This is a genomic window from Tenacibaculum crassostreae (genome assembly GCF_964512405.1).
Classification (GTDB): domain Bacteria; phylum Bacteroidota; class Bacteroidia; order Flavobacteriales; family Flavobacteriaceae; genus Polaribacter; species Polaribacter crassostreae.
Genome location: NZ_CAZELE010000007.1, coordinates 361,545 through 381,218, shown reverse-complemented (window position 1 = coordinate 381,218; position 19,674 = coordinate 361,545). Strand labels below are relative to the sequence as shown.

Here is a 19,674-nt window from a genome sequence, read left to right as displayed (position 1 = left end):
TTTAAGTTCAAGTAAATGGCAAACTTAAAAGAAATACGTAACAGAATTACTTCGATTAAATCAACAATGCAGATTACTTCTGCCATGAAAATGGTGTCGGCTGCTAAGTTGAAAAAAGCTCAAGATGCAATTACAGCTATGCGCCCATATTCATCTAAGCTTACCGAATTATTACAAAGCTTAAGTGCTACTTTAGATAGCGATGCAGGTGGAGTATATTCAAACCAAAGAGAAGTAAACAAAGTTTTATTGGTTAGCGTAACTTCAAACAGAGGTTTATGTGGTGGTTTTAACTCGTCTATTATTAAAGAAACAGTTAAAACAATCAATGAAAAATACAATGGTGTTGCTGTAGAGTTATTAACGATTGGTAAAAAAGGAAACGATATTTTATCAAAAGAGTATACCGTTATTGAAAACAGAAACGACGTTTTTGATGATTTAACTTTTGATAACGTTGCAGTGATTGCTGAGCAGTTAATGAAATTATTTGTAGATGGTTCTTATGATAAGATTGAGATTATTTACAACCAATTTAAAAATGCAGCGACTCAAATACCACAAGTTGAGCAATTCTTACCAATACAACCAGTAGAAAGCGATGCAAATGTAAACTTAGATTACATTTTTGAGCCTTCTAAAGAAGAAATCATCTTAGAGTTAATTCCTAAGTCGTTAAAAACGCAATTATACAAAGCAATTCGTGATTCATTTGCTGCCGAACACGGAGCGCGTATGACTGCAATGCACAAAGCAACTGATAACGCAAAAGAATTACGTGATGACTTATTATTAACGTATAACAAAGCGCGTCAAGCTGCAATTACTAACGAAATCTTAGAGATTGTTGGTGGTGCAGAAGCATTGAATAACTAAGAAAATATATTTTCTATATAAAAAAAGCGAACCAAATTTGGTTCGCTTTTTTTATAATAAATCTTGAATTGTGTTTTTAATGGAAGTAGTATCAATTCCACAAATTTCTTGTAGTTGCTGAATAGTTCCATGATGGATAAATTCATCAGGAATACCTAAAAGTTGGATATTTCCTTTGTAATTTACTTCGGAAGCATATCCTAACACTGCACTTCCAAATCCACCGCAAATAGTTCCGTCTTCAATAGTAATTATTTTATCAAGCGTATTAAATATGATATCGAGAAGTTGAGTGTCTAAAGGTTTTACAAAACGCAAGTCGTAATGAGCTACGGCTTCATTGTTTTCAAGCTGATTTATCGCTTCTGAAACATTATCAGCTATAGTTCCAATGGACAACACTGCAAGTTGATTTCCTTCTTTTAAACAGGTTCCTTTCCCTATTTTTATTTTTTCAAAAGGGAGTTGCCAATGTTCTAATTTACCAGTTCCTCTAGGGTAACGAATCGCAATAGGATGTTCTAAGCCTAATTGAGCGGTGTACATAATGTTTCTGAGCTCTATCTCATTGCGAGGTGCAAATACAATTAAGTTGGGAATACAACGTAAATAAGCCAAATCAAAAACTCCGTGATGTGTTGCTCCGTCTTCACCAACCAATCCTGCTCTGTCTAAACAAAAAATTACTGGTAGATTTTGCAAAGCTACATCATGAATTACTTGGTCGTAAGCGCGTTGTAAAAAGGTAGAATAAATATTACAAAACGGAATTAATCCTTGGGTAGCCATACCTGCGGCTAAGGTTACTGCGTGTTGTTCGGCAATACCAACATCAAAAGTTCTTTCTGGGAATTTTTCTAACATGAATTTTAAAGAACTTCCTGTTAACATAGCTGGTGTAATACCGACAATTTTATCGTTTTGTTGTGCTAATTCCAGAATAGTTTTACCAAAAACATCTTGAAACTTGGTGTATTTACTTGCATCTTTAGGGAGAAGGTTTCCTGAAATTTTATCAAACTTTCCTGGTGCGTGGTATTTTACCTGGTCTTGTTCTGCTTGCTGTAATCCTTTTCCTTTAGTGGTTATTACATGTAAAAATTTAGGTCCTTGTACATTTTTTAATCGCTCTAATTCAATAATTAATTCTTCTAAATTATGACCATCAATAGGACCCGAATAATCAAAGTTTAATGCTTCAAAAATATTGTGCTGCTCAACTTCTAGCCTTGGAGATTTAATTTTGGTTAAATAATCTTTTAAGGCTCCAACAGAAGGATCAATTCCAATAGCATTGTCATTCAAAACAACCAACAAATTTGCATTGGTATCTCCTGCATGATTTAAGGCTTCAAAAGCCATTCCACTAGCTATTGATGCATCTCCAATTACCGCAATATGATGTTTTTCAATTTCTTGTAGCTGTGAAGCAATTGCCATTCCTAAGGCAGCAGAAATAGCCGTTGAGGAATGTCCCACACCAAAAGTATCATACTCACTTTCTGTGCGTTTGGGGAAACCTGAAATTCCATCAAACTGACGGTTGGTGTGAAAAACACCTTTTCTTCCGGTTAAAATCTTATGTCCGTATGCTTGATGCCCTACATCCCAAACCAATAAATCTTCAGGTGTATTAAATACGTAATGTAGCGCAATGGTTAGTTCCACCACACCTAAACTTGCCCCTAAATGTCCTTCTTTGGTTGCTACAACATCAATAATAAATTCACGTAACTCTTGTGCGAGTTTCGGAAGATTTTCAGGAGATAATTGTCTTACATCCGAAGGAAAATAAATATTTTTTAACAGCTTTTTTGGCATAGCACAAATGTAAGAAAACTTTGTTGTAGCTTTGTTGTATGAATAAGTTGTATTTGGTGCCTACACCGATAGGAAATTTAGAAGATATAACGCTAAGAGCGTTAAAAATCTTGCAAGAAGTAGATTATATTTTAGCAGAAGATACACGCACAAGTGGAAAACTATTAAAGCACTTTGATATTGCCACACCCATGCAATCGCACCACATGCACAACGAACATAAAACGGTAGAAACTATTGTAAAACGATTACAAAGTGGTGAAACCTTTGCATTGATTTCGGATGCCGGTACTCCTGCGATTTCTGACCCGGGGTTTTTATTAACGAGAGCTTGTGTACAAAATAACATTGATGTAGAGTGTTTGCCTGGAGCTACAGCATTTGTGCCTGCTTTGGTGAATTCGGGGCTTCCTAATGATAAGTTTGTATTTGAAGGGTTTTTACCGGTAAAAAAAGGACGTCAAACGCGTTTACAATTGTTGGCGGAAGAAACTCGAACCATGATTTTTTATGAGAGTCCGCACAAATTGTTAAAAACACTTGCCAATTTTGCTGAATATTTTGGTGAAGACAGGCAAATATCAGTTTCTAGAGAATTGACAAAACTGTTTGAAGAAACCAAACGAGGAAGCGTAAAAGAAGTACTATCATATTATACAGAGAAACCTGCTAAAGGTGAAATTGTAATTATTGTTGAAGGGAAAAAGTAGTTTTTAATTATTTGCTAGTTTATATTCTGGATAATGTTCTTCAAGTAGTTCTTCTGCTTTTTTAGGAATGACTACCAAACTCACATAACCAATAATAAAGGTTAAAGAAGTTGCTAATGATATAGTTATTCTAGCAATTTCGGTTAAGTTTTCGTATGAATTGGGAGTTAAAAATTGAAAAATATAGAATGTTATAAATACCACATTTCCGTAACCTTGGGTTTCAATGATGTCTTCAAACATCCATTTTTTTCCTGTTTTTTTAAACTTTAAATCTAGTTTCTTTCTTTTTTTGAACATTATGGTTAATTCAGCTATAAAAAAAGAAAAGAAAAATCCTATAAATAAATATTCAGCAAACGAAAAATGTAAAAGAAGATAAAAACTGAAAACCATTGTTGCTGTTAAAATAATTTTAGGTAAGGAAAACCATTCTTTTACAAAAGAGAAAATTAGCTTGAAGTACTTTTTTTGGATTTGTTTTTGCTTTTCTTCAACCACATTCATAAAACCGAATACACCAAATTTTTTAAATGATTTGTCACGCGCTTGCTCAAAAGTCAATATAGGGTTTTCTGACCAAATTTGTTCGATATCGTTAGCCAAATGATCTACTAATTCGGTTTGTACGTCGTAATGCTCAACATAGTGCTGACGTGTAAACTTGTATAATTGTTGGATATGTTGTTCTGTTACCTGCATAACTAGTTAATTAAGAATTGGTATTTATTTTCAATTTCTCTTTTTTTAGATAAAAAACTTTGATTTAATAAATAGCCTAGTACAAAAGAAATATAGTACATATAAATTGTATTTAAGTTGTAATTTCCTTTATATAAAATGTCTATATAATTAGTGAATTGCATGGGAATAATTATTATAAATGAAATTAAAGCCATGTATGTTCTAATAATCTTTACATCTTTATATTTTTTATAAAAAAGGGATGTTCTCTTAGCTCCAAAAAACAAAAGTCCAAACAACAAACAAAGCATGATAATTGTTGTTGCTTTTAAAAAATTTGGACCAACTATAAAGCAAAGAACAGATATTAATGCGATAAGATTTAAATTTTGAATTCTAGCTAATTGCTTTAAAAAGTCTTTAAAAATTAATATTAAACAAAACCACGTTAGTCTTTTCTCTTGTTTATTGTACTGGTCAATTAATTTGTCTTTTCTACTTAGCATGTATTTAACAAAGTGAGTTTGGAATTTTTTGTTATCAAAAAACTCTTCAACATCTTCAACTTTCTCTTCAATTTCAGAAGCGATATGATCTACCATTTCTAATCGAATATCAATATAATCAGCTCCTATTCCTTGTAAAAAAGAATCAATTCTTTGTACTTGCTCTTTTGTTAATTTCATAGCTATTTCTTTATTAAATACTTGTATTTATCTACAAGTTCATCCTTTTTTCTTTTTGTATAAACACTAAAAGATAACATAAGTATAAAAACCAGCGCCCAAAAAATACTGAAAGCTATTTTATAATTTAGTAAACCTTTGAAAAAAGGGAAAAAATGAACCACGATAGAAGGCAAATAAACAGCTGCAGCCAAAGCTCTGAATTCTTCTAATTTTCTTAGCTCTTTTTCTACAAAACATGTGTAAAGACCATATAATTGGATAGAAACTAAACTAATTGCAAATACAATAAGTACCACTTTTTCAGAAAAAAACACTGTAGTTAAGTAAAATAAAAAGAAAAGTAAAATTGTAATAGATATCTTTTTAAAGTCTATAAAAAATGAAACAAATTCTTTTAACATCTCTTTGAAATATAATCTGTTAAAAATCTTTTCTTTCTTAAATTTTTGTTGCTCTATGAAATACAATTTATTTGAAAGAAACTGGGATAAGTTTCCATTACCATTTTCTTCAAAATCACAAATTAAATGATCCATTAATTCGAACTTTGTTTCGTTATTTGTATAACCTTTTCTGTCTAAAAAGCTATCTAAAAAAGCCAATTGTTTTTCGGTTATTGTATATTTCTTTTCCATTTTATTCTAAACCAAACTTAGGATTTACTAATTGCTGCATGGTGTTTAAAAACTCTTGCATTTCTGAAAGACGATTAACCGTTTCTTTGGTTCCGTTTTCAGTGAGTTTGTAATACTTGCGTAAACGATTTCCAACATTAGCCACTTCAACATCTAGCAAGCCTTCAGCTTCTAGCTTATGTAGTGCAGGATATAAAGCTCCTTCAGTAATTTGCAATTCTCCCTTAGTTAATTCTTTTACCTTTTGCGTAATTTCATAGCCATACATCTTATCATTTTGAGCTAATAATTTCAAAATAATAGTTTGTAATGATCCTTTATATAATTTCTGATTTCCCATTATAGATCCACTTAATAGTTAAATTAGGGCAATTTTTAAGTCTTTGTGACTCGAAACAAATATACATAATTTTCTTATGTATAAAACTCTTAGGTATGTATTTTATAAAAACCCTAACTTTTGTTCGTGTTGAGTTTGTTATTTTTGCGTTTCAAATTTGACTACATGAGTACTTTTCATAAACTAACGATAAAACAGATTATAAAAGAAACTAAGGAAGCAGTTTCAATTCTTTTTAAGGTTCCAGAAGAATTAAAAGAGAAATTTCAGTTTGTTGCAGGACAATATATTACAATAAAAACAACGATAAACGGAGAGGAAATAAGACGCGCGTATTCTATATGTGCTTCTCCAAAAAGTAACCAATTAAAAGTGGCAGTAAAAGCTGTTGAGAACGGTAAGTTTTCAGTTTTCGCTACTACACAACTTAAAGAAGCTGACGTTTTAGAAGTTGCTATACCCGAAGGAAAATTTACACTTTTACCAGAAGATGACAAAAACTATATCGCTTTTGCAGCAGGTAGTGGAATAACTCCTGTTTTATCAATGGTTAAAACTGTTTTAGAGGATACGAATTCAACATTTACGTTGGTTTATGGAAATAAAAGTATTAACGATACTATTTTTTTCAACGATTTAAACTTATTACAGCAGGCATATCCTAATCAATTCAATTTACACTATGTATATAGTAGAGAACAACAAGAAAATTCGTTGTTTGGTAGAATTGACAAAGGACATGTAAACTATTTTGTAAAGAATTTACACAAAGATGTTTCTTTTGATGCAGCTTATTTATGCGGTCCTGAAGAAATGATTACTACAGCTACTGAAACTTTAAAAGAAAATGGTTTTGAGGGTTCAAACATACATTTTGAATTGTTTACTGCTACGACTTCTGAAGAAAATACAGATCAGATTAAAGATGGAGAAACTGAGCTTACGGTGTTGTTAGATGACGAGAAAACCACTTTTTCTATGAAACAAACCGATACGATTTTAGCAGCGAGTTTGCGTAATAAATTAGACGCTCCTTATTCGTGTCAAGGTGGGGTTTGTAGTAGTTGTATTGCTAAAGTTACCGAGGGTAAAGCTGTAATGACTAAAAACTCTATTTTAACAGATGATGAATTAGAAGAAGGATTAGTACTAACGTGTCAAGCTCATCCAACCACAGCAAAAGTGGTGATAGATTTTGATGATGTGTAAGTAAAATCGTAATTTTATAGCTATGGATTTTTACGATTTTAAAAACGCTTTTTTAGTGGGTGTTTTTATGGCTTTTATGATTGGGCCAGTGTTTTTTATGCTTTTAAAAACAAGCGTTTTAAAAGGAGCAAGAGCTGCTATTGCTTTTGATATAGGTGTAATTTTAGGTGATATTTCATTTATGTTAATTGCCTATTTTGGAAGTAGAAGTCTGTTAGAAAAAATAAAAGATGATCCTCGACTTTTTTTAATTGGAGGACTGGTATTAATCGTTTACGGATTAATTACTTATTTAGATAAGAATAATAAAAAAGAAGCAGAAGCTCCAGATGTTTTACTTCCTGAAAGTAATAACTACTTAAAGCTTTTATTAAAAGGATTCTTCTTAAACTTCATAAATATTGGTGTATTAGCTTTCTGGCTTGGGTTAATCGTTGTTGTAGGACCTACTTATGATATGAATCCGAAGTATTTGTTTTGGTATTTTGCAACGGTTATTACTGGTTATGCTCTTACCGATTTATGTAAGATTTTGCTAGCAAAACAATTAAAAAGCAGATTAACACCATTGGTTATTTATCGTATAAAACGAGGAATGGGAGTCTTATTAATCGTTTTTGGAGCTGTATTAATGCTTAAAGGGTTTATTCCTGAAGAAAAAATTGACAATCTGATTGAAAAAGTAGAATCAATAAATTAAAAGCCAATAATCATTTTGGCAATTGTAAAGTAAATTAAAATTCCAAAAATATCATTACTTGTTGTAATGAACGGACCCGTTGCAATTGCTGGATCAATTCCTCTTTTATGTAAAAATAAAGGGATAAAAGTCCCTATTAATCCAGCTACAATAATCACTACAATTAAAGAAACTGAAATAGCAAAAGCCTTTTGAACTTCACCACTATATCCCCAAATAAAAGCAAATAAAACCAATGCTAGCATAAAACCATTTAGTGCGGCTAGTAACATTTCTTTTATTAAACGATTTTTAATACTTCCTTTTACATCGTCATTAGCTAAGCCTTGTACAATAATTGCTGATGATTGTACCCCAACATTACCTGCCATAGCCGCAATTAAAGGAGTAAAAAAGAATAACACAGCATTTTCACTAAAAGATTCGTGGAAACCTTCCATAATTAAAAAAGCACCTACACCACCAATTAAACCTAAAAACAACCAAGGTAAACGCGCTTTGGTTAAATCCCAAATGCTATCTTCAGAATCTACATCTTGTGTAATACCTGCTGCTAACTGATAATCTTTTTCAGCCTCTTCTTTAATTACATCTACAATATCATCAATGGTAATTCGACCTACTAACACTCCTAGTTCATCAATTACAGGAATTGCTTCTAAATCATACTTACGCATAATGTTAGCTACTTCTTCTGCTTTGTCGTTTACGTTAACAAAATCAACATTAGGAATGTATACATCAGAAATTTTAGCCCTAGTTGATGCCATTAACAAGTCTTTTAAAGACAAACGACCTTTTAATTTTCCTTCATCATCAATCACATAAATAGAATGTACTCTGGTAACATATTCTGCTTGTTGGCGCATTTGTTTAACACACGTAAGTACGTTCCAGTTTTCGTTTACTTTTACCAACTCTTTTGCCATTAAACCACCAGCAGAATCTTCGTCATAGCGTAATAGTTCAACAATTTCTTTGGCGTGTTCACGGTCTTCAATTTGCTGAATTACCTCTTGTTTACGTTCCTCAGGAAGTTCAGCAATAACGTCGGCAGCGTCATCGGTATCTAATTCATCAATTTCTTCGGCAATTTCTTTGGTAGAAAGTTGTTCAAAAATGTTTTCACGAACTTCTTCGTCTACTTCCATTAATACATCAGAAGTAGTTTCACTATCAAGTAAACGAATAATATAAACGGCATCGTCAAAAGAAAGCTCGTCTAACACTTCGGCAATATCGGCATGGTGAATGTCTGCAAACAATTCAGAAAGAGCTGCGTCTTTCTGATTTTGAATCATGTCTTCAACATTGTTTAGTAACTCTTTTGTAATTTCTAATGCCATCGTTTGCGATTTTACTCGATAGTCGAGATTAACTTTTCTGAAACAAAAATGAAGTTTTTATGTCAGAAATTGATTTCTAATTCGTGTCTTGAGCTATTTTTTGCGTCAAATCAATGAATTTTTCTACAGATAACTGCTCAGGACGCATCGCAAATATAGGGTCTTCTTTTAAGCTATCCGAAAGATTGAAAGACTTTAAGCTAGATCGAAGCATTTTTCTTCGTTGATTAAAAGCAGTTTTTACGACTCTAAAGAATAGTTTTTCATCAACAGGAAGTGTGTAATTTTCTTTTCTAATCAAGCGAATAACTCCTGAATCTACTTTTGGTGGCGGATTAAACACGGATGGAGGTACTGTAAATAGGTACTCTGCATCGTAAAAAGCCTGTGTTAAAACTGATAGTATTCCGTAAGTTTTGCTTCCTTCTTTTTCAGCGATTCGCTCAGCAACCTCTTTTTGAAACATTCCTGAAAATTCAGGTACAAATTCACGGTTTTCAATTGCTTTAAAAACAATTTGAGAAGAGATGTTGTATGGAAAATTACCAATAATTGCTACTTGTTGTTGATTAAAGGTTTCAACGAAATTCTTTTTTAAGAAATCACCTTCAATGATGGTGAATTTATCTTTAGAAGTGTCTAACTTAATATGTTCAACAGGAAAAGTTTCTTGTAAATACTCAACCGATTCAGAGTCAAGTTCCATTACGGTAACTTTTGGCTTTTTTTCTAATAAATACTTAGTTAAAACCCCCATTCCTGGGCCAATTTCTAGTACATTATCATATCCTTTTTCGGTAAGTGAATCTGCAATTTTTTTTGCGATGTTTTCATCGGTTAAAAAATGTTGTCCTAAATGTTTTTTAGCTTTTACAGTCATGGTTTAAGATTGAAAGATGTTTAGAGGCTAGAATAAAGAAATGTCTAGCATCTATTATCTTGGTTCTTTTGTCAGTTTTAATTACTATTTACCGTTGGATAGAACTCGTTTACTACTTTTAGCTCAGTACGAAAAGCAAGCATTTTATCAGCAAATCTTTTTAGTCCGTCATTACGTAATTTTTCAGCACTATATTTATAATAATTATCTAAATCTTCACGTGTTCTTGCGGTGTATTGAATAGAGTAGGTGATACCTCCCATTTCTTCTTCAACTAAAACTTGCGTCATTTTAGCACTTAAAAAATGCCCTGTGGCTAATACTTCTGGTATATGGCTTTCAATCCATGTTAGCCATTCTGCATGTATGCTTTCGTCTATATTTATAGTTACATTATATATGTACATTTTTGTAATGATTTTTTGCGAGTCGATTCTTTTAATTGATATCGTCTCCTCTTAGTTTTCTGTACTTTTTTCGAGCTTCAACTAAATAGATGCTCGATGGGTGGTCAAAAATAATCTTTTGATAGTATTCTTTTGCCTTTTCAGGGTTATTTAATTCGTTATTGTACAATTCTGCCATGTGATAATACACATCGTCAACATAAATTCCGTTTTTATCTAAAGCAATTATTTTAGCGTAGTTTAAAATTGCTTCATCAAATTTTTGCTTTTTAACATACAATGCTGCTTGTTTAAACAACGCTTCGTCTTCAATGGGTTGGCCTTTATAGTTTTGTATAATATCATCCAAAATAGCAATAGCTTCGTCGTTTTTGTTTTGAAACGCTAATAAATCGGCTTTTGCATAGGTTGCTAATCCCGAAGAAATACTGTCTTTTGGTTCGTTGTCGGAAATCGTTAAAAATAAATCGGCAGCATCGTTAGCAATTAGTTGTGTTGCCGAACTTTTTAATACTTTTAATTGTGCTTTCGCCCAGGTAAAATCACTTTTAAAATAAGAGGTTTGTGCAACTTTAAATCGAGCTTCTTGCCCCAAATAATGGTTTTTATATTGTGTTTGCACTTGAGAAAAGTAAATCAGCGCTTTGTTAAATTTACCCGTGTAAACTAACACTTCGCCTAGTTTTAGTTTTATCATTGCTTTTGAAAGTTTTGAGTTTGCAAATTCTTGTGCTTTCTCTAAAACTATTACTGCTTTTTCAGGGTTTCCTTTTTCAAAAGTTAAATAGTTGGCATATTCGATTTGTGTAAAAAAAGTGTTGGTGTTTATGCCATATTCTTTAAAAATAACATCAAACTGTTGCTCAATATCGGGTTGTTTTGTAGCAATAGCGATTTTTAAATTGTTATTGATTGCTTTGAATTTATCTTGCGGATAATTGGTGTTTTCAATAACCAAATCAAAACATTCTTTAGCGGTTTCATAATCTTTATTTTCTAATGCTATTTTACCAAGGTCGTTTATTTTTCCTAAATTATCTACGTCTCTAGCTAATAAAGCTTTGTTTTGAATAAGTGCTTTTCCGTATTGTTTTTGAGTAATAAATAGCCATGACAATAAATCGTTCCAAATATCTTTTGGATTACTAATAGATTTGCGTAACAAAGCCTTTTTAAATAAGATGTTGGCTTCGTTTTCGGCATCATCGCTTATATATCTTCCAGCATATCGCTTAACATTGTTAAGATAATCGGGGTTCTTGTCAACTAAATCAACATAAGATTCAAACATTTGCTCAAAATCTCCTTTTTCACCATAAATCTGCGCTAGTTGAAATCCATAATTAGCTTTTTCATTGACAGCCATTATTTTTTGATAAGCTTCAATGGCAAAATCTAATTTGTTGTAGTTTTTAAATAAACCAGCAATTAAAGAACCGTAATTACTTCTGTTTTCAATCGCTTGTATAGCTAGTTGATACTGTTTGTTAGCTTCTTCAGTTTTTTGTTGTCGTTCAAAATTGTAGCCAATAAAAACAAGCAGATAGGTTAAATTAGGTTTTTCTTGAAGTTTTTCTTGAAGTAATTTCTCTGCAACTACAAATTGTTCGGTTTCCTGATAACAGGTAACTAACCTTTTTAAGTAAGTAGTATTGTACGGACTTTTATCATATAAGTCTTTGTACAACTGAATTGCTTTTTCAAATTCATTATTTCTAAAATAATTTTCAGCAATAACAAATTCGTTTTGTTGCGAATAACAAAACAAACTTAAAATCAGTAAATTAAATAGAATAATGGCTTTTTTCATCTATCAAAAATACGTAACAAAATTGTTAAAATACTATTAAAAGAGGTGGTTTTTTTAAAAGCTTTGTAACATTTTGGCACGAACTTTGTCTTATTAGTAAAAAGAACTAAACCTTACAATTATGAAAAACTTTACTAAACAATACGAGATAGCGAAGCAAAATGCAAATGAGTTTATGAGAAAAGGTCAGATAACTCAATATTTTGAAGCATTATTAGAAATGAACAAATACAAAAGATTAATGGTAGCGGTTGTTGCCAACTAAAAATATTTTTTTCAATGGGGATTGATTAATTTAAAAATCCCAAGGCTCTTAGTTGAGGCTTGGGATTTTCTTTTTTATTTTCTTAAATGATTAATCAATCATATCAAAACCACAGTAAGGAACTAACACCTCAGGAATTTTAATTCCATTTTCTGTTTGATAGTTCTCTAAAATACCTGCTAATACTCTTGGTAAAGCTAACGAACTTCCGTTAAGAGTATGTACCAACTGACTTTTTCCTTCTTTGTTTTTAAAACGTAATTTTAAGCGGTTTGCTTGAAAAGTTTCAAAATTTGAAGCCGAACTAATTTCTAACCAACGTTCTTGAGCGGTTGAGTATAATTCAAAATCGAACGTTAAAGCAGAAGTAAAACCTGTATCTCCACCACATAAACGTAAAATTCGATACGGTAATTTTAACTCACGTAAAATCTCTTTAATATGTTCAACCATTCCATTTAAAGCATTGTATGAATTATCAGGATGCTCAACACGAACAATTTCCACCTTATCAAATTGATGTAAACGATTTAATCCACGAACGTGCGCTCCGTAACTTCCTGCTTCACGACGGAAACAAGGTGTGTAACCAGTTACAGCAATAGGTAAATCGCTTTCTTGAACCAAATCACCTCTAAACATATTGGTTACTGGTACTTCTGCAGTTGGAATTAAGTATAAATTATCACCAGTTACGTGATACATTTGCCCTTCTTTATCTGGTAATTGACCGGTGCCAAAACCTGAAGCTTCGTTTACCAAATGCGGAACTTGTACTTCGCTATATCCTGCAGCGGTATTTTTATCTAAGAAATAGTTGATTAAAGCACGTTGTAAGCGAGCACCTTTTCCTTTATATACAGGAAAACCTGCACCTGTAATTTTTGCACCTAAGTCAAAATCAATAATGTCGTATTTCTTAGCTAACTCCCAATGAGGTAATGCGTTTTCTCCTAAATCAGGAATAATTCCTTCTTTAAAAACTTCTTCATTATCTTCTTCATTCTTTCCTGCTTTTACTGAAGCATGAGGAATGTTAGGAATTTGATACAATAAGTCGTTTAACTTATCAGTAGCGGTAGCTAATTCTTCAGTTAATTGTTTAGATTGCTCTTTTAACTGACCTGTTTTTTCTTTTAATAAGTTAGCCTTTTGTACTTCACCAGATTTAAAAAGATTACCAATTTCTTTGGATATTTTGTTAGATTCAGCCAATATATTGTCTAATGAAACTTGAGTAGCTCTACGAGTTTCATCAGTGTTTAACACTTCTTCAATAATTGCTTCGGCATCAGCAAAGTTACGTTTTGCTAATCCGTTTAAAACAGTTTGTTTGTTTTCTCTAATAAACTGAACCTGTAACATCTTTTTATTTTTTTAGAAAGGCAAAGATAAAAGAAGCAACAGACTTAAACAATGCTTAAGGTTAATTGTTTTTAAGGTAGTTTAACGAAGTTTCTTTGTCTTTTTTTAGTTGTGCTGTTAATTCAGCAACAGAGTCGAATTTTTGTTCTTCTCTCAAGAAGTACAATAACTCAATGGTTAATTCTTTGTTGTATAAATCTTGGTTGAAATTGAAAAAGTGAACTTCTATAGTTTGGTATTCACCATCAACAGTTGGGCGATTTCCAATGTTCATCATTCCATAAATAGTAAGGTTGTTAATAACCGATTTTACAACGTATACTCCTGTTTTTGGAATCAGTTTATAAGCTTCGGTAATATCTATATTGGCAGTAGGAAACCCTATTTTTCCACCTAATTGTTTTCCATTCACCACTTTTCCAGTTAATGAAAAATTATAACCTAAATAGTTGTTAGCAGTTTTAAGTTGGCCATTTGTAAGCGCTTTTCTAATTTTAGTAGAACTTACTGAAACTTCATCAATGTCTTGAGCAGGAATTTCTTCAACGATAAAATCGTATAAGTGTGAATATTCGGTAAGTTGTTCAATATTTCCTTCTCTATTTTTTCCGAAGTGATGATCGTAACCAATAATAAGTTTAGAAATGTTAAGTTGATTTACCAAAACGTCACGAACAAAGTCTAAAGCTGTAAGCCTTGAAAACTCCTTGCTAAACGGGTGAATAATTAGGTAATCTAACCCCAATTTTTTAAGATGTTGAGCTCGCTCATCAATAGTATTGATTAATTTAATAGAAACATCTTTTTGTAAAACCATTCTAGGGTGTGGAAAAAAAGTAAGTAATACCGATTTTTTATTGCTAGCTTTTGCTTCAGCTACTAGCTTTTCAATAATTTTTTGATGTCCTATATGTACACCATCAAAAGTACCAATGGTAACTATTGTTTTTTGAGTAGGGACAAAGTCAAAAATTGAATGGGTAATTTCCAATGTTACATTAAATTTAAGCAAAAATACAATTTGTAAAATAGGATAAATAATTATCGAGGAATAAAATCTTAAAATTTAGATTTAGTAAAAATTTCTCTTAATTAATTAGAAGAGCCATAAAAAACAACGCTATATATTTAGCAAATGAAAAAAAATTGTATTTTGCACAACAGTTAACAAATTATTTTACATTATGATGAAAAAGCTATTACTTGTTGCATTTGTGTTATTTGGCACAGCAATAATGGTTGCTCAAACTACCGTTTCAGGTACGGTTAAAGATGGTTCTTTGGGAGAGCCAATACCGGGAGCAAACATTAAAGTTTCAAGAAAAGCAGTAGGTACATCTACTGATTTTGACGGTAAGTTTACTATGACAGTAACAGATACCCCACCGTTTACCCTTGAAATTTCTTCTTTAGGGTATCAAACTCAAACAGTTGAAATAACACAAAACAATCAAGTTGTTGAGGTTAGTTTAACAGAAAACGCTACTTCTTTAGACGAGGTTGTTGTATCGGCATCTAGAACACCAGAACGTGTTATGGAGTCACCTGTAACAATTGAGCGTTTTGATTCAAGAGCGATTAAAAACACAGCTTCTGCTTCTTATTATGACGGATTAGAAAACTTAAAAGGAGTTGATGTTAATTCAGGAGGTTTAACATTTAAAACGGTTAACACCCGTGGTTTTGCTACTTTTGGTAACGAGCGTTTTGTTCAGTTAGTTGACGGAATGGATAACGCATCACCAGCTTTAAACTTTGCTATTGGAAACCTTTTAGGTATTTCTGAGGTAGACGTTAAGAGTGTTGAAATTTTACCAGGTGCTGCATCGGCTTTATATGGTGCCAATGCATTCAATGGTATCATGCTAATGCGTAGTGAAAACCCATTTAACGAGCAAGGAATTAGTGTTGGTTTAAAAGCAGGTATCACAAGTCAAGAAGCTGCTGGAGATAATGGTTACTATGATGCAACTATTAAAATGGCACATGCTTTTGATAACTATTTTGCTGCTAAAGTTAGTTTTTCTTATTTAAAAGGAGAAGAGTGGCATGCAACAGATTATAGAAATACTACAGGTATTGGAGGAACGTATATCCCTGGTACAAGTCATGCTGATGATCCAAATTATGATGGAGCTAATGTGTATGGTGATGAAGTTTCTGTTGATTTAGGTGGAGCGATTGGTAAAGTTAGTAGAACTGGATATAGAGAAATTGACTTGATGTCTAACGAAGCGAAGAGTGTTAGATTTAACGGAGCATTACACTACCGTCCTTTAGGAAATGATAGGGTTGAAATTATCTGGAATTCTAAATATGGTACAGGTAATACTATTTATCAAGGACAAAACCGTTACAACTTAGCTAACTTCTTTATGGAGCAACACAAATTAGAAGTTAGAGGTAAAAACTTCTTTGTAAGAGGTTATTATGCAGGTGAAGATGCAGGAGATTCGTATGATACTCGTTTTGCTGCAATTAACATGAACAATAAATGGAGTTCTAACGAAAATTGGTATAAGGAATATGCAGGTCTTTATTATGGTGCAATTGCAGTACCTGGTTTAGAAGCTAGTAATCATGCTCATGCTAGAGCTTTTGCTGACAGAAATAGACCAGAACCTGGTTCTGCAGAGTTTACAAGGCTTTTTAATGAAGTAACAGCTGATCCAGATTTACTAACTGGTTCAAAGTTTAGAGATAATACTAGTTATTACCATGCGGATGGTAACTTAAACTTACGTGATTATATCGATTGGGCTGAAGTACAAGTAGGGGGTTCATATAGACAATATAGATTGAACTCTTTCGGAACAATTTATACAGATGCTAATGGTCCTATCAAGTATGGAGAATACGGTGTTTATACACAGCTTCAAAAGAAAATGATGGATGATCGTTTAAAATTAACGTTATCTGGTCGTTTTGATAAGTCAGATAATTTTGATGGTAACTTTACACCAAGAGTATCGTTGGCATATGCTGCAGGGGAAAACAAGAATCATAACTTCAGAGCATCTTTCCAAACAGGTTTCCGTAATCCAACGACTCAAGATCAGTACATCGGATTAGCTACTGGTGCAGGATTCATTTTAGGAACAGCTCCAGATAATGCTGATCGTTTTTCTGCTCAAGCAGTTACAACTACAGGAACATTTACTTTAACTGGAAATGATGTATTCAATAGAGGATATTCTGCTGCTTCAATAAAAGAAGGAAACCCAACATTAGCAACTACTGACTTAGTACAGCCAGAAAAAGTAAAATCTTTTGAGGTAGGTTATCGTGCTGCGGTTCCATTAGGAGATAATAAATTATCAGTTGATTTTAGTACATACTATAACATGTACTCAGACTTTATTTCTAATAAAGACGTAGTAGTTTTAGTAGATCCTAATACACCAGTAACAGTTGGTAATTTAACTAACAGAGATTTAGTTAGAACGTTTAGTGTTAAGACAAACTCTACAGTGGATGTAGATTCTTACGGAGTTGGTTTAGGATTAAATACTAAAATTTTTAATGGCTTTGACGTGGGGTTAAACTATACTTGGTCTAGATTTGATTTTGATCAAGCAAAAGATCCTGATTTTGAGGCAGGGTTTAACACACCAGAACATAAAGTTAAAGCTCAATTTGGTCACCCGAACTTATTTGAAAACTTTGGATTTAACGTAAGTGCTCGTTGGCAAAATGAATTTTACTGGCAATCTACTTTCTTAGAAGGTACTATTGAAGAAAGAACTGTTATTGATGCACAGGTAAATTATTCTGTTCCTTCAATTAAATCAGTATTTAAAGTTGGAGGTTCTAATTTAACAGGAAAAGAATACTTAAGTGCTCCAGGTGTTGGAGCAGTTGGTTCTCAGTACTACATTTCTTGGACTATCAATAACTAAAAAAAGAAACAATGAAAAATACAATAAAATATACTTTTTTATCTGCATTATTTTTAGGTTTTGCTGCCTGTGATGTAGATAATACCTTACCTGAAATTAAAGGAGAAGCAGAGAGTACTGTAGCATTAGAAAAAGGTAGTGCAGACTTTTCAAAATATGTTGCTATTGGAGCTTCTTTTACAGCAGGTTTTACAGATAACGCTTTGTTTAAAGCGGGGCAAGAAAATTCTTTTCCAAATACGTTGGCTAAGAAGTTTGCTTTAGTTGGTGGAGGAACATTTACTCAGCCGTTGATGAATGATAATTATGGAGGGTTAGTTTTAGCAGGAAATCCTGTATTACATCCAGTAACAGGAGAAAGGTTATTTGATGTAAGATTAACTTTCAATGGTGAAGGTCCAACCTCTTTAAGTAACGTTAATCCAATGGCGATATCTACTACAGATTTTGCACTGAATAACCCAACAGGACCGTTTAATAATGTAGGGGTGCCAGGAGCAAAGAGTACGCATTTTATTGCACCAGGGTATGGTAATTTAGCTAATTTCCCAGCAGCTGCAAATCCTTATGCTATAAGAGTAGCAGGTAATACAGATGCTTCTATTATTGGATTGGCAGTTGGTCAAAACCCAACGTTTTTTACATTGTCTGAATTTGGAGGAAATGATGTGTTGGGATACGCTATCTCTGGAGGAGATGGTTCAAACCCAATTACAGCTACAGCAACTTTTGATTTTGCTTTAGGTACAGTTGAAGGAGCCTTAAAATTAACAGGAGCAAAAGGTGTAGTGGCAAACTTACCATATATTACAAGTTTGCCTCACTTTACAACAGTGCCACACGCACCATTAGATCCTAGTAACCCTGATTTTGGACCACAAATACCTACTTTAAATAATGTTTTTGGAGCGATAAATGGAGTTTTTGAAGCTATTGGTGTTCCAGAAAGATCAATTGTATTTGCTGCAGATGCTGCAAGTGCTGTTGTGATTAAAGATGAATCGTTAGAAAATAAAACCGCTCAAATTGTTGGTGCTCTATTGGCAAGTCCTACTTTCCCTCCTTTTGTAGCAAGTTTTGGTTTACCTACTGATGCAACTACATTGCAAAAAGTAGCAGGTTTATTAGGTACTTATTATGGTCAAGCAAGACAAGCGACTGCTGATGATTTGTTAGTGTTACCAAGTAAGAATGTGATAGGAGAGGTGAATACTGATTCAGTTGCATTTTTAATGTCTCAAGGTTTACCACAACAGTTGGCAGGAATGTTTTCTGTAGAAGGTGTGTCTTTACCTTTGGAAGATAAGTGGGTTTTGATTCCTAGTGAACAGGCAGAAATAAAAGTAGCAACGGACGCTTATAACACAAGCCTTAAAACAATGGCAGATGCAAATGGATATGCTTTTGTCGACTTTAAAGCTATTTTACAAGAAGCTTCTACAGTTGGTTTAGAATTTGGAAATTACAATATGAATACTAGTTTAGTAACAGGAGGTCTAGTTGGTTTAGATGGGATTCATTTAACTGGTAGAGGATATGCTTTAATGGCTAATAAAATGTTAGAAGCTATTGATAAAACATATGGATCTAACTTTACAGTTGGTAAAGATGGTTTAGCTAAACCTGATGATTATCCAACAAACTATTCGCCAACTTTACAATAGTTATTGATAGCGATATAAATAAAAAAAGCTGAGAATTAATTCTCAGCTTTTTTTATTTAAAAATCATTTGCATTTTTTCGCCATTCATTCATTTTTTGATCGTCTATTTGATATTTTTTATACTTACCGTCTTTATATCTATAATAAATAAAGAGCGGCATTAGTATAAAAGACATGTACAATACACCAAGCCCCATAATTATTTGAGCTTTTGGGTGTTCAGAGTTTAGTAGGTATGCTCCAACAATCATCCATAACAAAAAGATGATGAATAATATTTTAAGTAAGGTTTTCATAAGTTTTATTGTTTACTGTTGTAAAAATAAAAATCCTAAACATAACGCTTAGGATTTTTACTTATTTATTGTTTTTAG

At 32.5% G+C, this 19,674-nt stretch carries 19 protein-coding genes; 7 read left to right on the top strand and 12 right to left on the bottom strand.

All coding sequences use genetic code 11. The features are described from left to right. The first annotated feature begins 15 nt into the window (after nucleotides 1-15). Nucleotides 16-876, top strand: coding sequence for an ATP synthase F1 subunit gamma (gene atpG, locus ACKTST_RS12055; protein ID WP_408047993.1), 861 nt, complete (start codon nucleotides 16-18; stop codon nucleotides 874-876). Nucleotides 877-927: 51 nt separating this feature from the next. Here atpG and dxs read toward each other — a convergent pair whose 3' ends face one another. Further along, a complete protein-coding gene (gene dxs, locus ACKTST_RS12050) occupies nucleotides 928-2,697 on the bottom strand; it encodes a 1-deoxy-D-xylulose-5-phosphate synthase (RefSeq protein ID WP_408047992.1) in 1,770 nt (589 codons plus the stop codon). Between the two features lie 38 nt (nucleotides 2,698-2,735). Here dxs and rsmI point away from each other — a divergent pair, with 38 nt between their 5' ends. Continuing rightward, nucleotides 2,736-3,407 carry a 16S rRNA (cytidine(1402)-2'-O)-methyltransferase gene (rsmI, locus tag ACKTST_RS12045; RefSeq protein WP_408047991.1) on the top strand — a complete coding sequence of 224 codons (672 nt, stop codon included), beginning with the start codon at nucleotides 2,736-2,738 and terminating at the stop codon, nucleotides 3,405-3,407. Nucleotides 3,408-3,410: 3 nt separating this feature from the next. On the opposite strand, the gene ACKTST_RS12040 is transcribed toward rsmI, so the two are convergent. From ACKTST_RS12040 to ACKTST_RS12025, 4 genes are read right to left on the bottom strand one after another with little or no spacing between them, the layout of a single operon-like run. After that, nucleotides 3,411-4,109: a hypothetical protein gene (locus tag ACKTST_RS12040; protein ID WP_408047990.1), complete on the bottom strand. Its 699-nt coding sequence runs from the start codon at nucleotides 4,107-4,109 to the stop codon at nucleotides 3,411-3,413. Nucleotides 4,110-4,111: 2 nt separating this feature from the next. Next, nucleotides 4,112-4,777, bottom strand: coding sequence for a hypothetical protein (locus ACKTST_RS12035; RefSeq protein ID WP_408047989.1), 666 nt, complete (start codon nucleotides 4,775-4,777; stop codon nucleotides 4,112-4,114). Nucleotides 4,778-4,779: 2 nt separating this feature from the next. Further along, nucleotides 4,780-5,382: a hypothetical protein gene (locus ACKTST_RS12030; protein WP_408047988.1), complete on the bottom strand. Its 603-nt coding sequence runs from the start codon at nucleotides 5,380-5,382 to the stop codon at nucleotides 4,780-4,782. Nucleotides 5,383-5,416: 34 nt separating this feature from the next. Then, on the bottom strand, nucleotides 5,417-5,755 hold the full coding sequence (locus tag ACKTST_RS12025; protein WP_408047987.1) for a PadR family transcriptional regulator: 339 nt from the start codon (nucleotides 5,753-5,755) through the stop codon (nucleotides 5,417-5,419). A gap of 165 nt (nucleotides 5,756-5,920) precedes the next feature. On the opposite strand from ACKTST_RS12025, the gene ACKTST_RS12020 reads away from it, so the two are divergent. Together ACKTST_RS12020 and ACKTST_RS12015 are read left to right on the top strand one after the other, a co-directional pair. Continuing rightward, entirely contained in the window at nucleotides 5,921-6,964 is a 1,044-nt protein-coding gene (locus tag ACKTST_RS12020) for a 2Fe-2S iron-sulfur cluster-binding protein (protein WP_408047986.1), read from the top strand. Nucleotides 6,965-6,986: 22 nt separating this feature from the next. After that, nucleotides 6,987-7,664, top strand: coding sequence for a LysE family translocator (locus tag ACKTST_RS12015; RefSeq protein ID WP_408047985.1), 678 nt, complete (start codon nucleotides 6,987-6,989; stop codon nucleotides 7,662-7,664). Here ACKTST_RS12015 and mgtE read toward each other — a convergent pair. The 4 genes from mgtE to ACKTST_RS11995 form a co-directional block, all read right to left on the bottom strand. After that, complete coding sequence (gene mgtE, locus ACKTST_RS12010; RefSeq protein WP_408047984.1) at nucleotides 7,661-9,010, bottom strand: magnesium transporter; 1,350 nt, start codon at nucleotides 9,008-9,010, stop codon at nucleotides 7,661-7,663. The two genes, ACKTST_RS12015 and mgtE, sit on opposite strands and share 4 nt — an antisense overlap. 76 nt (nucleotides 9,011-9,086) lie before the next feature. Then, nucleotides 9,087-9,890 (bottom strand): 16S rRNA (adenine(1518)-N(6)/adenine(1519)-N(6))-dimethyltransferase RsmA, encoded by an 804-nt coding sequence (gene rsmA, locus ACKTST_RS12005; RefSeq protein WP_408047983.1) that lies wholly within the window; start codon nucleotides 9,888-9,890, stop codon nucleotides 9,087-9,089. A 77-nt stretch (nucleotides 9,891-9,967) separates the two neighbouring features. After that, the gene (locus ACKTST_RS12000) at nucleotides 9,968-10,297 is read right to left on the bottom strand and encodes a DUF4286 family protein (RefSeq protein WP_408047982.1); all 330 of its coding nucleotides are present in this window, start codon (nucleotides 10,295-10,297) and stop codon (nucleotides 9,968-9,970) included. A 31-nt stretch (nucleotides 10,298-10,328) separates the two neighbouring features. Further along, nucleotides 10,329-12,107 (bottom strand): tetratricopeptide repeat protein, encoded by a 1,779-nt coding sequence (locus ACKTST_RS11995; RefSeq protein WP_408047981.1) that lies wholly within the window; start codon nucleotides 12,105-12,107, stop codon nucleotides 10,329-10,331. A 121-nt stretch (nucleotides 12,108-12,228) separates the two neighbouring features. Here ACKTST_RS11995 and ACKTST_RS11990 point away from each other — a divergent pair, with 121 nt between their 5' ends. Continuing rightward, nucleotides 12,229-12,372 carry a hypothetical protein gene (locus ACKTST_RS11990; protein WP_408047980.1) on the top strand — a complete coding sequence of 48 codons (144 nt, stop codon included), beginning with the start codon at nucleotides 12,229-12,231 and terminating at the stop codon, nucleotides 12,370-12,372. A gap of 90 nt (nucleotides 12,373-12,462) precedes the next feature. Here ACKTST_RS11990 and serS read toward each other — a convergent pair whose 3' ends face one another. Beyond that, a complete protein-coding gene (serS, locus tag ACKTST_RS11985; protein ID WP_408047979.1) occupies nucleotides 12,463-13,737 on the bottom strand; it encodes a serine--tRNA ligase in 1,275 nt (424 codons plus the stop codon). A gap of 61 nt (nucleotides 13,738-13,798) precedes the next feature. Continuing rightward, on the bottom strand, nucleotides 13,799-14,728 hold the full coding sequence (locus tag ACKTST_RS11980) for a bifunctional riboflavin kinase/FAD synthetase (RefSeq protein WP_408047978.1): 930 nt from the start codon (nucleotides 14,726-14,728) through the stop codon (nucleotides 13,799-13,801). A gap of 193 nt (nucleotides 14,729-14,921) precedes the next feature. Here ACKTST_RS11980 and ACKTST_RS11975 point away from each other — a divergent pair, with 193 nt between their 5' ends. Together ACKTST_RS11975 and ACKTST_RS11970 are read left to right on the top strand one after the other, a co-directional pair. Beyond that, nucleotides 14,922-17,636 (top strand): TonB-dependent receptor, encoded by a 2,715-nt coding sequence (locus tag ACKTST_RS11975; RefSeq protein WP_408047977.1) that lies wholly within the window; start codon nucleotides 14,922-14,924, stop codon nucleotides 17,634-17,636. An 11-nt stretch (nucleotides 17,637-17,647) separates the two neighbouring features. Beyond that, entirely contained in the window at nucleotides 17,648-19,300 is a 1,653-nt protein-coding gene (locus ACKTST_RS11970; RefSeq protein ID WP_408047976.1) for a G-D-S-L family lipolytic protein, read from the top strand. Nucleotides 19,301-19,356: 56 nt separating this feature from the next. On the opposite strand, the gene ACKTST_RS11965 is transcribed toward ACKTST_RS11970, so the two are convergent. Beyond that, complete coding sequence (locus ACKTST_RS11965; protein WP_408047975.1) at nucleotides 19,357-19,596, bottom strand: hypothetical protein; 240 nt, start codon at nucleotides 19,594-19,596, stop codon at nucleotides 19,357-19,359. Between the last annotated feature and the right edge of the window lie 78 nt (nucleotides 19,597-19,674).

What these genes read in the sequence shown, in the direction of transcription:
- atpG (WP_408047993.1), top strand. Translation starts at nt 16, where the DNA reads ATGGCAAACTTAAAAGAAATACGTAACAGAATTACTTCGATTAAATCA.
- dxs (WP_408047992.1), bottom strand. Translation starts at nt 2,697, where the DNA reads ATGCCAAAAAAGCTGTTAAAAAATATTTATTTTCCTTCGGATGTAAGA.
- rsmI (WP_408047991.1), top strand. Translation starts at nt 2,736, where the DNA reads ATGAATAAGTTGTATTTGGTGCCTACACCGATAGGAAATTTAGAAGAT.
- ACKTST_RS12040 (WP_408047990.1), bottom strand. Translation starts at nt 4,109, where the DNA reads ATGCAGGTAACAGAACAACATATCCAACAATTATACAAGTTTACACGT.
- ACKTST_RS12035 (WP_408047989.1), bottom strand. Translation starts at nt 4,777, where the DNA reads ATGAAATTAACAAAAGAGCAAGTACAAAGAATTGATTCTTTTTTACAA.
- ACKTST_RS12025 (WP_408047987.1), bottom strand. Translation starts at nt 5,755, where the DNA reads ATGGGAAATCAGAAATTATATAAAGGATCATTACAAACTATTATTTTG.
- ACKTST_RS12020 (WP_408047986.1), top strand. Translation starts at nt 5,921, where the DNA reads ATGAGTACTTTTCATAAACTAACGATAAAACAGATTATAAAAGAAACT.
- ACKTST_RS12015 (WP_408047985.1), top strand. Translation starts at nt 6,987, where the DNA reads ATGGATTTTTACGATTTTAAAAACGCTTTTTTAGTGGGTGTTTTTATG.
- mgtE (WP_408047984.1), bottom strand. Translation starts at nt 9,010, where the DNA reads ATGGCATTAGAAATTACAAAAGAGTTACTAAACAATGTTGAAGACATG.
- rsmA (WP_408047983.1), bottom strand. Translation starts at nt 9,890, where the DNA reads ATGACTGTAAAAGCTAAAAAACATTTAGGACAACATTTTTTAACCGAT.
- ACKTST_RS12000 (WP_408047982.1), bottom strand. Translation starts at nt 10,297, where the DNA reads ATGTACATATATAATGTAACTATAAATATAGACGAAAGCATACATGCA.
- ACKTST_RS11995 (WP_408047981.1), bottom strand. Translation starts at nt 12,107, where the DNA reads ATGAAAAAAGCCATTATTCTATTTAATTTACTGATTTTAAGTTTGTTT.
- ACKTST_RS11990 (WP_408047980.1), top strand. Translation starts at nt 12,229, where the DNA reads ATGAAAAACTTTACTAAACAATACGAGATAGCGAAGCAAAATGCAAAT.
- serS (WP_408047979.1), bottom strand. Translation starts at nt 13,737, where the DNA reads ATGTTACAGGTTCAGTTTATTAGAGAAAACAAACAAACTGTTTTAAAC.
- ACKTST_RS11975 (WP_408047977.1), top strand. Translation starts at nt 14,922, where the DNA reads ATGATGAAAAAGCTATTACTTGTTGCATTTGTGTTATTTGGCACAGCA.
- ACKTST_RS11970 (WP_408047976.1), top strand. Translation starts at nt 17,648, where the DNA reads ATGAAAAATACAATAAAATATACTTTTTTATCTGCATTATTTTTAGGT.
- ACKTST_RS11965 (WP_408047975.1), bottom strand. Translation starts at nt 19,596, where the DNA reads ATGAAAACCTTACTTAAAATATTATTCATCATCTTTTTGTTATGGATG.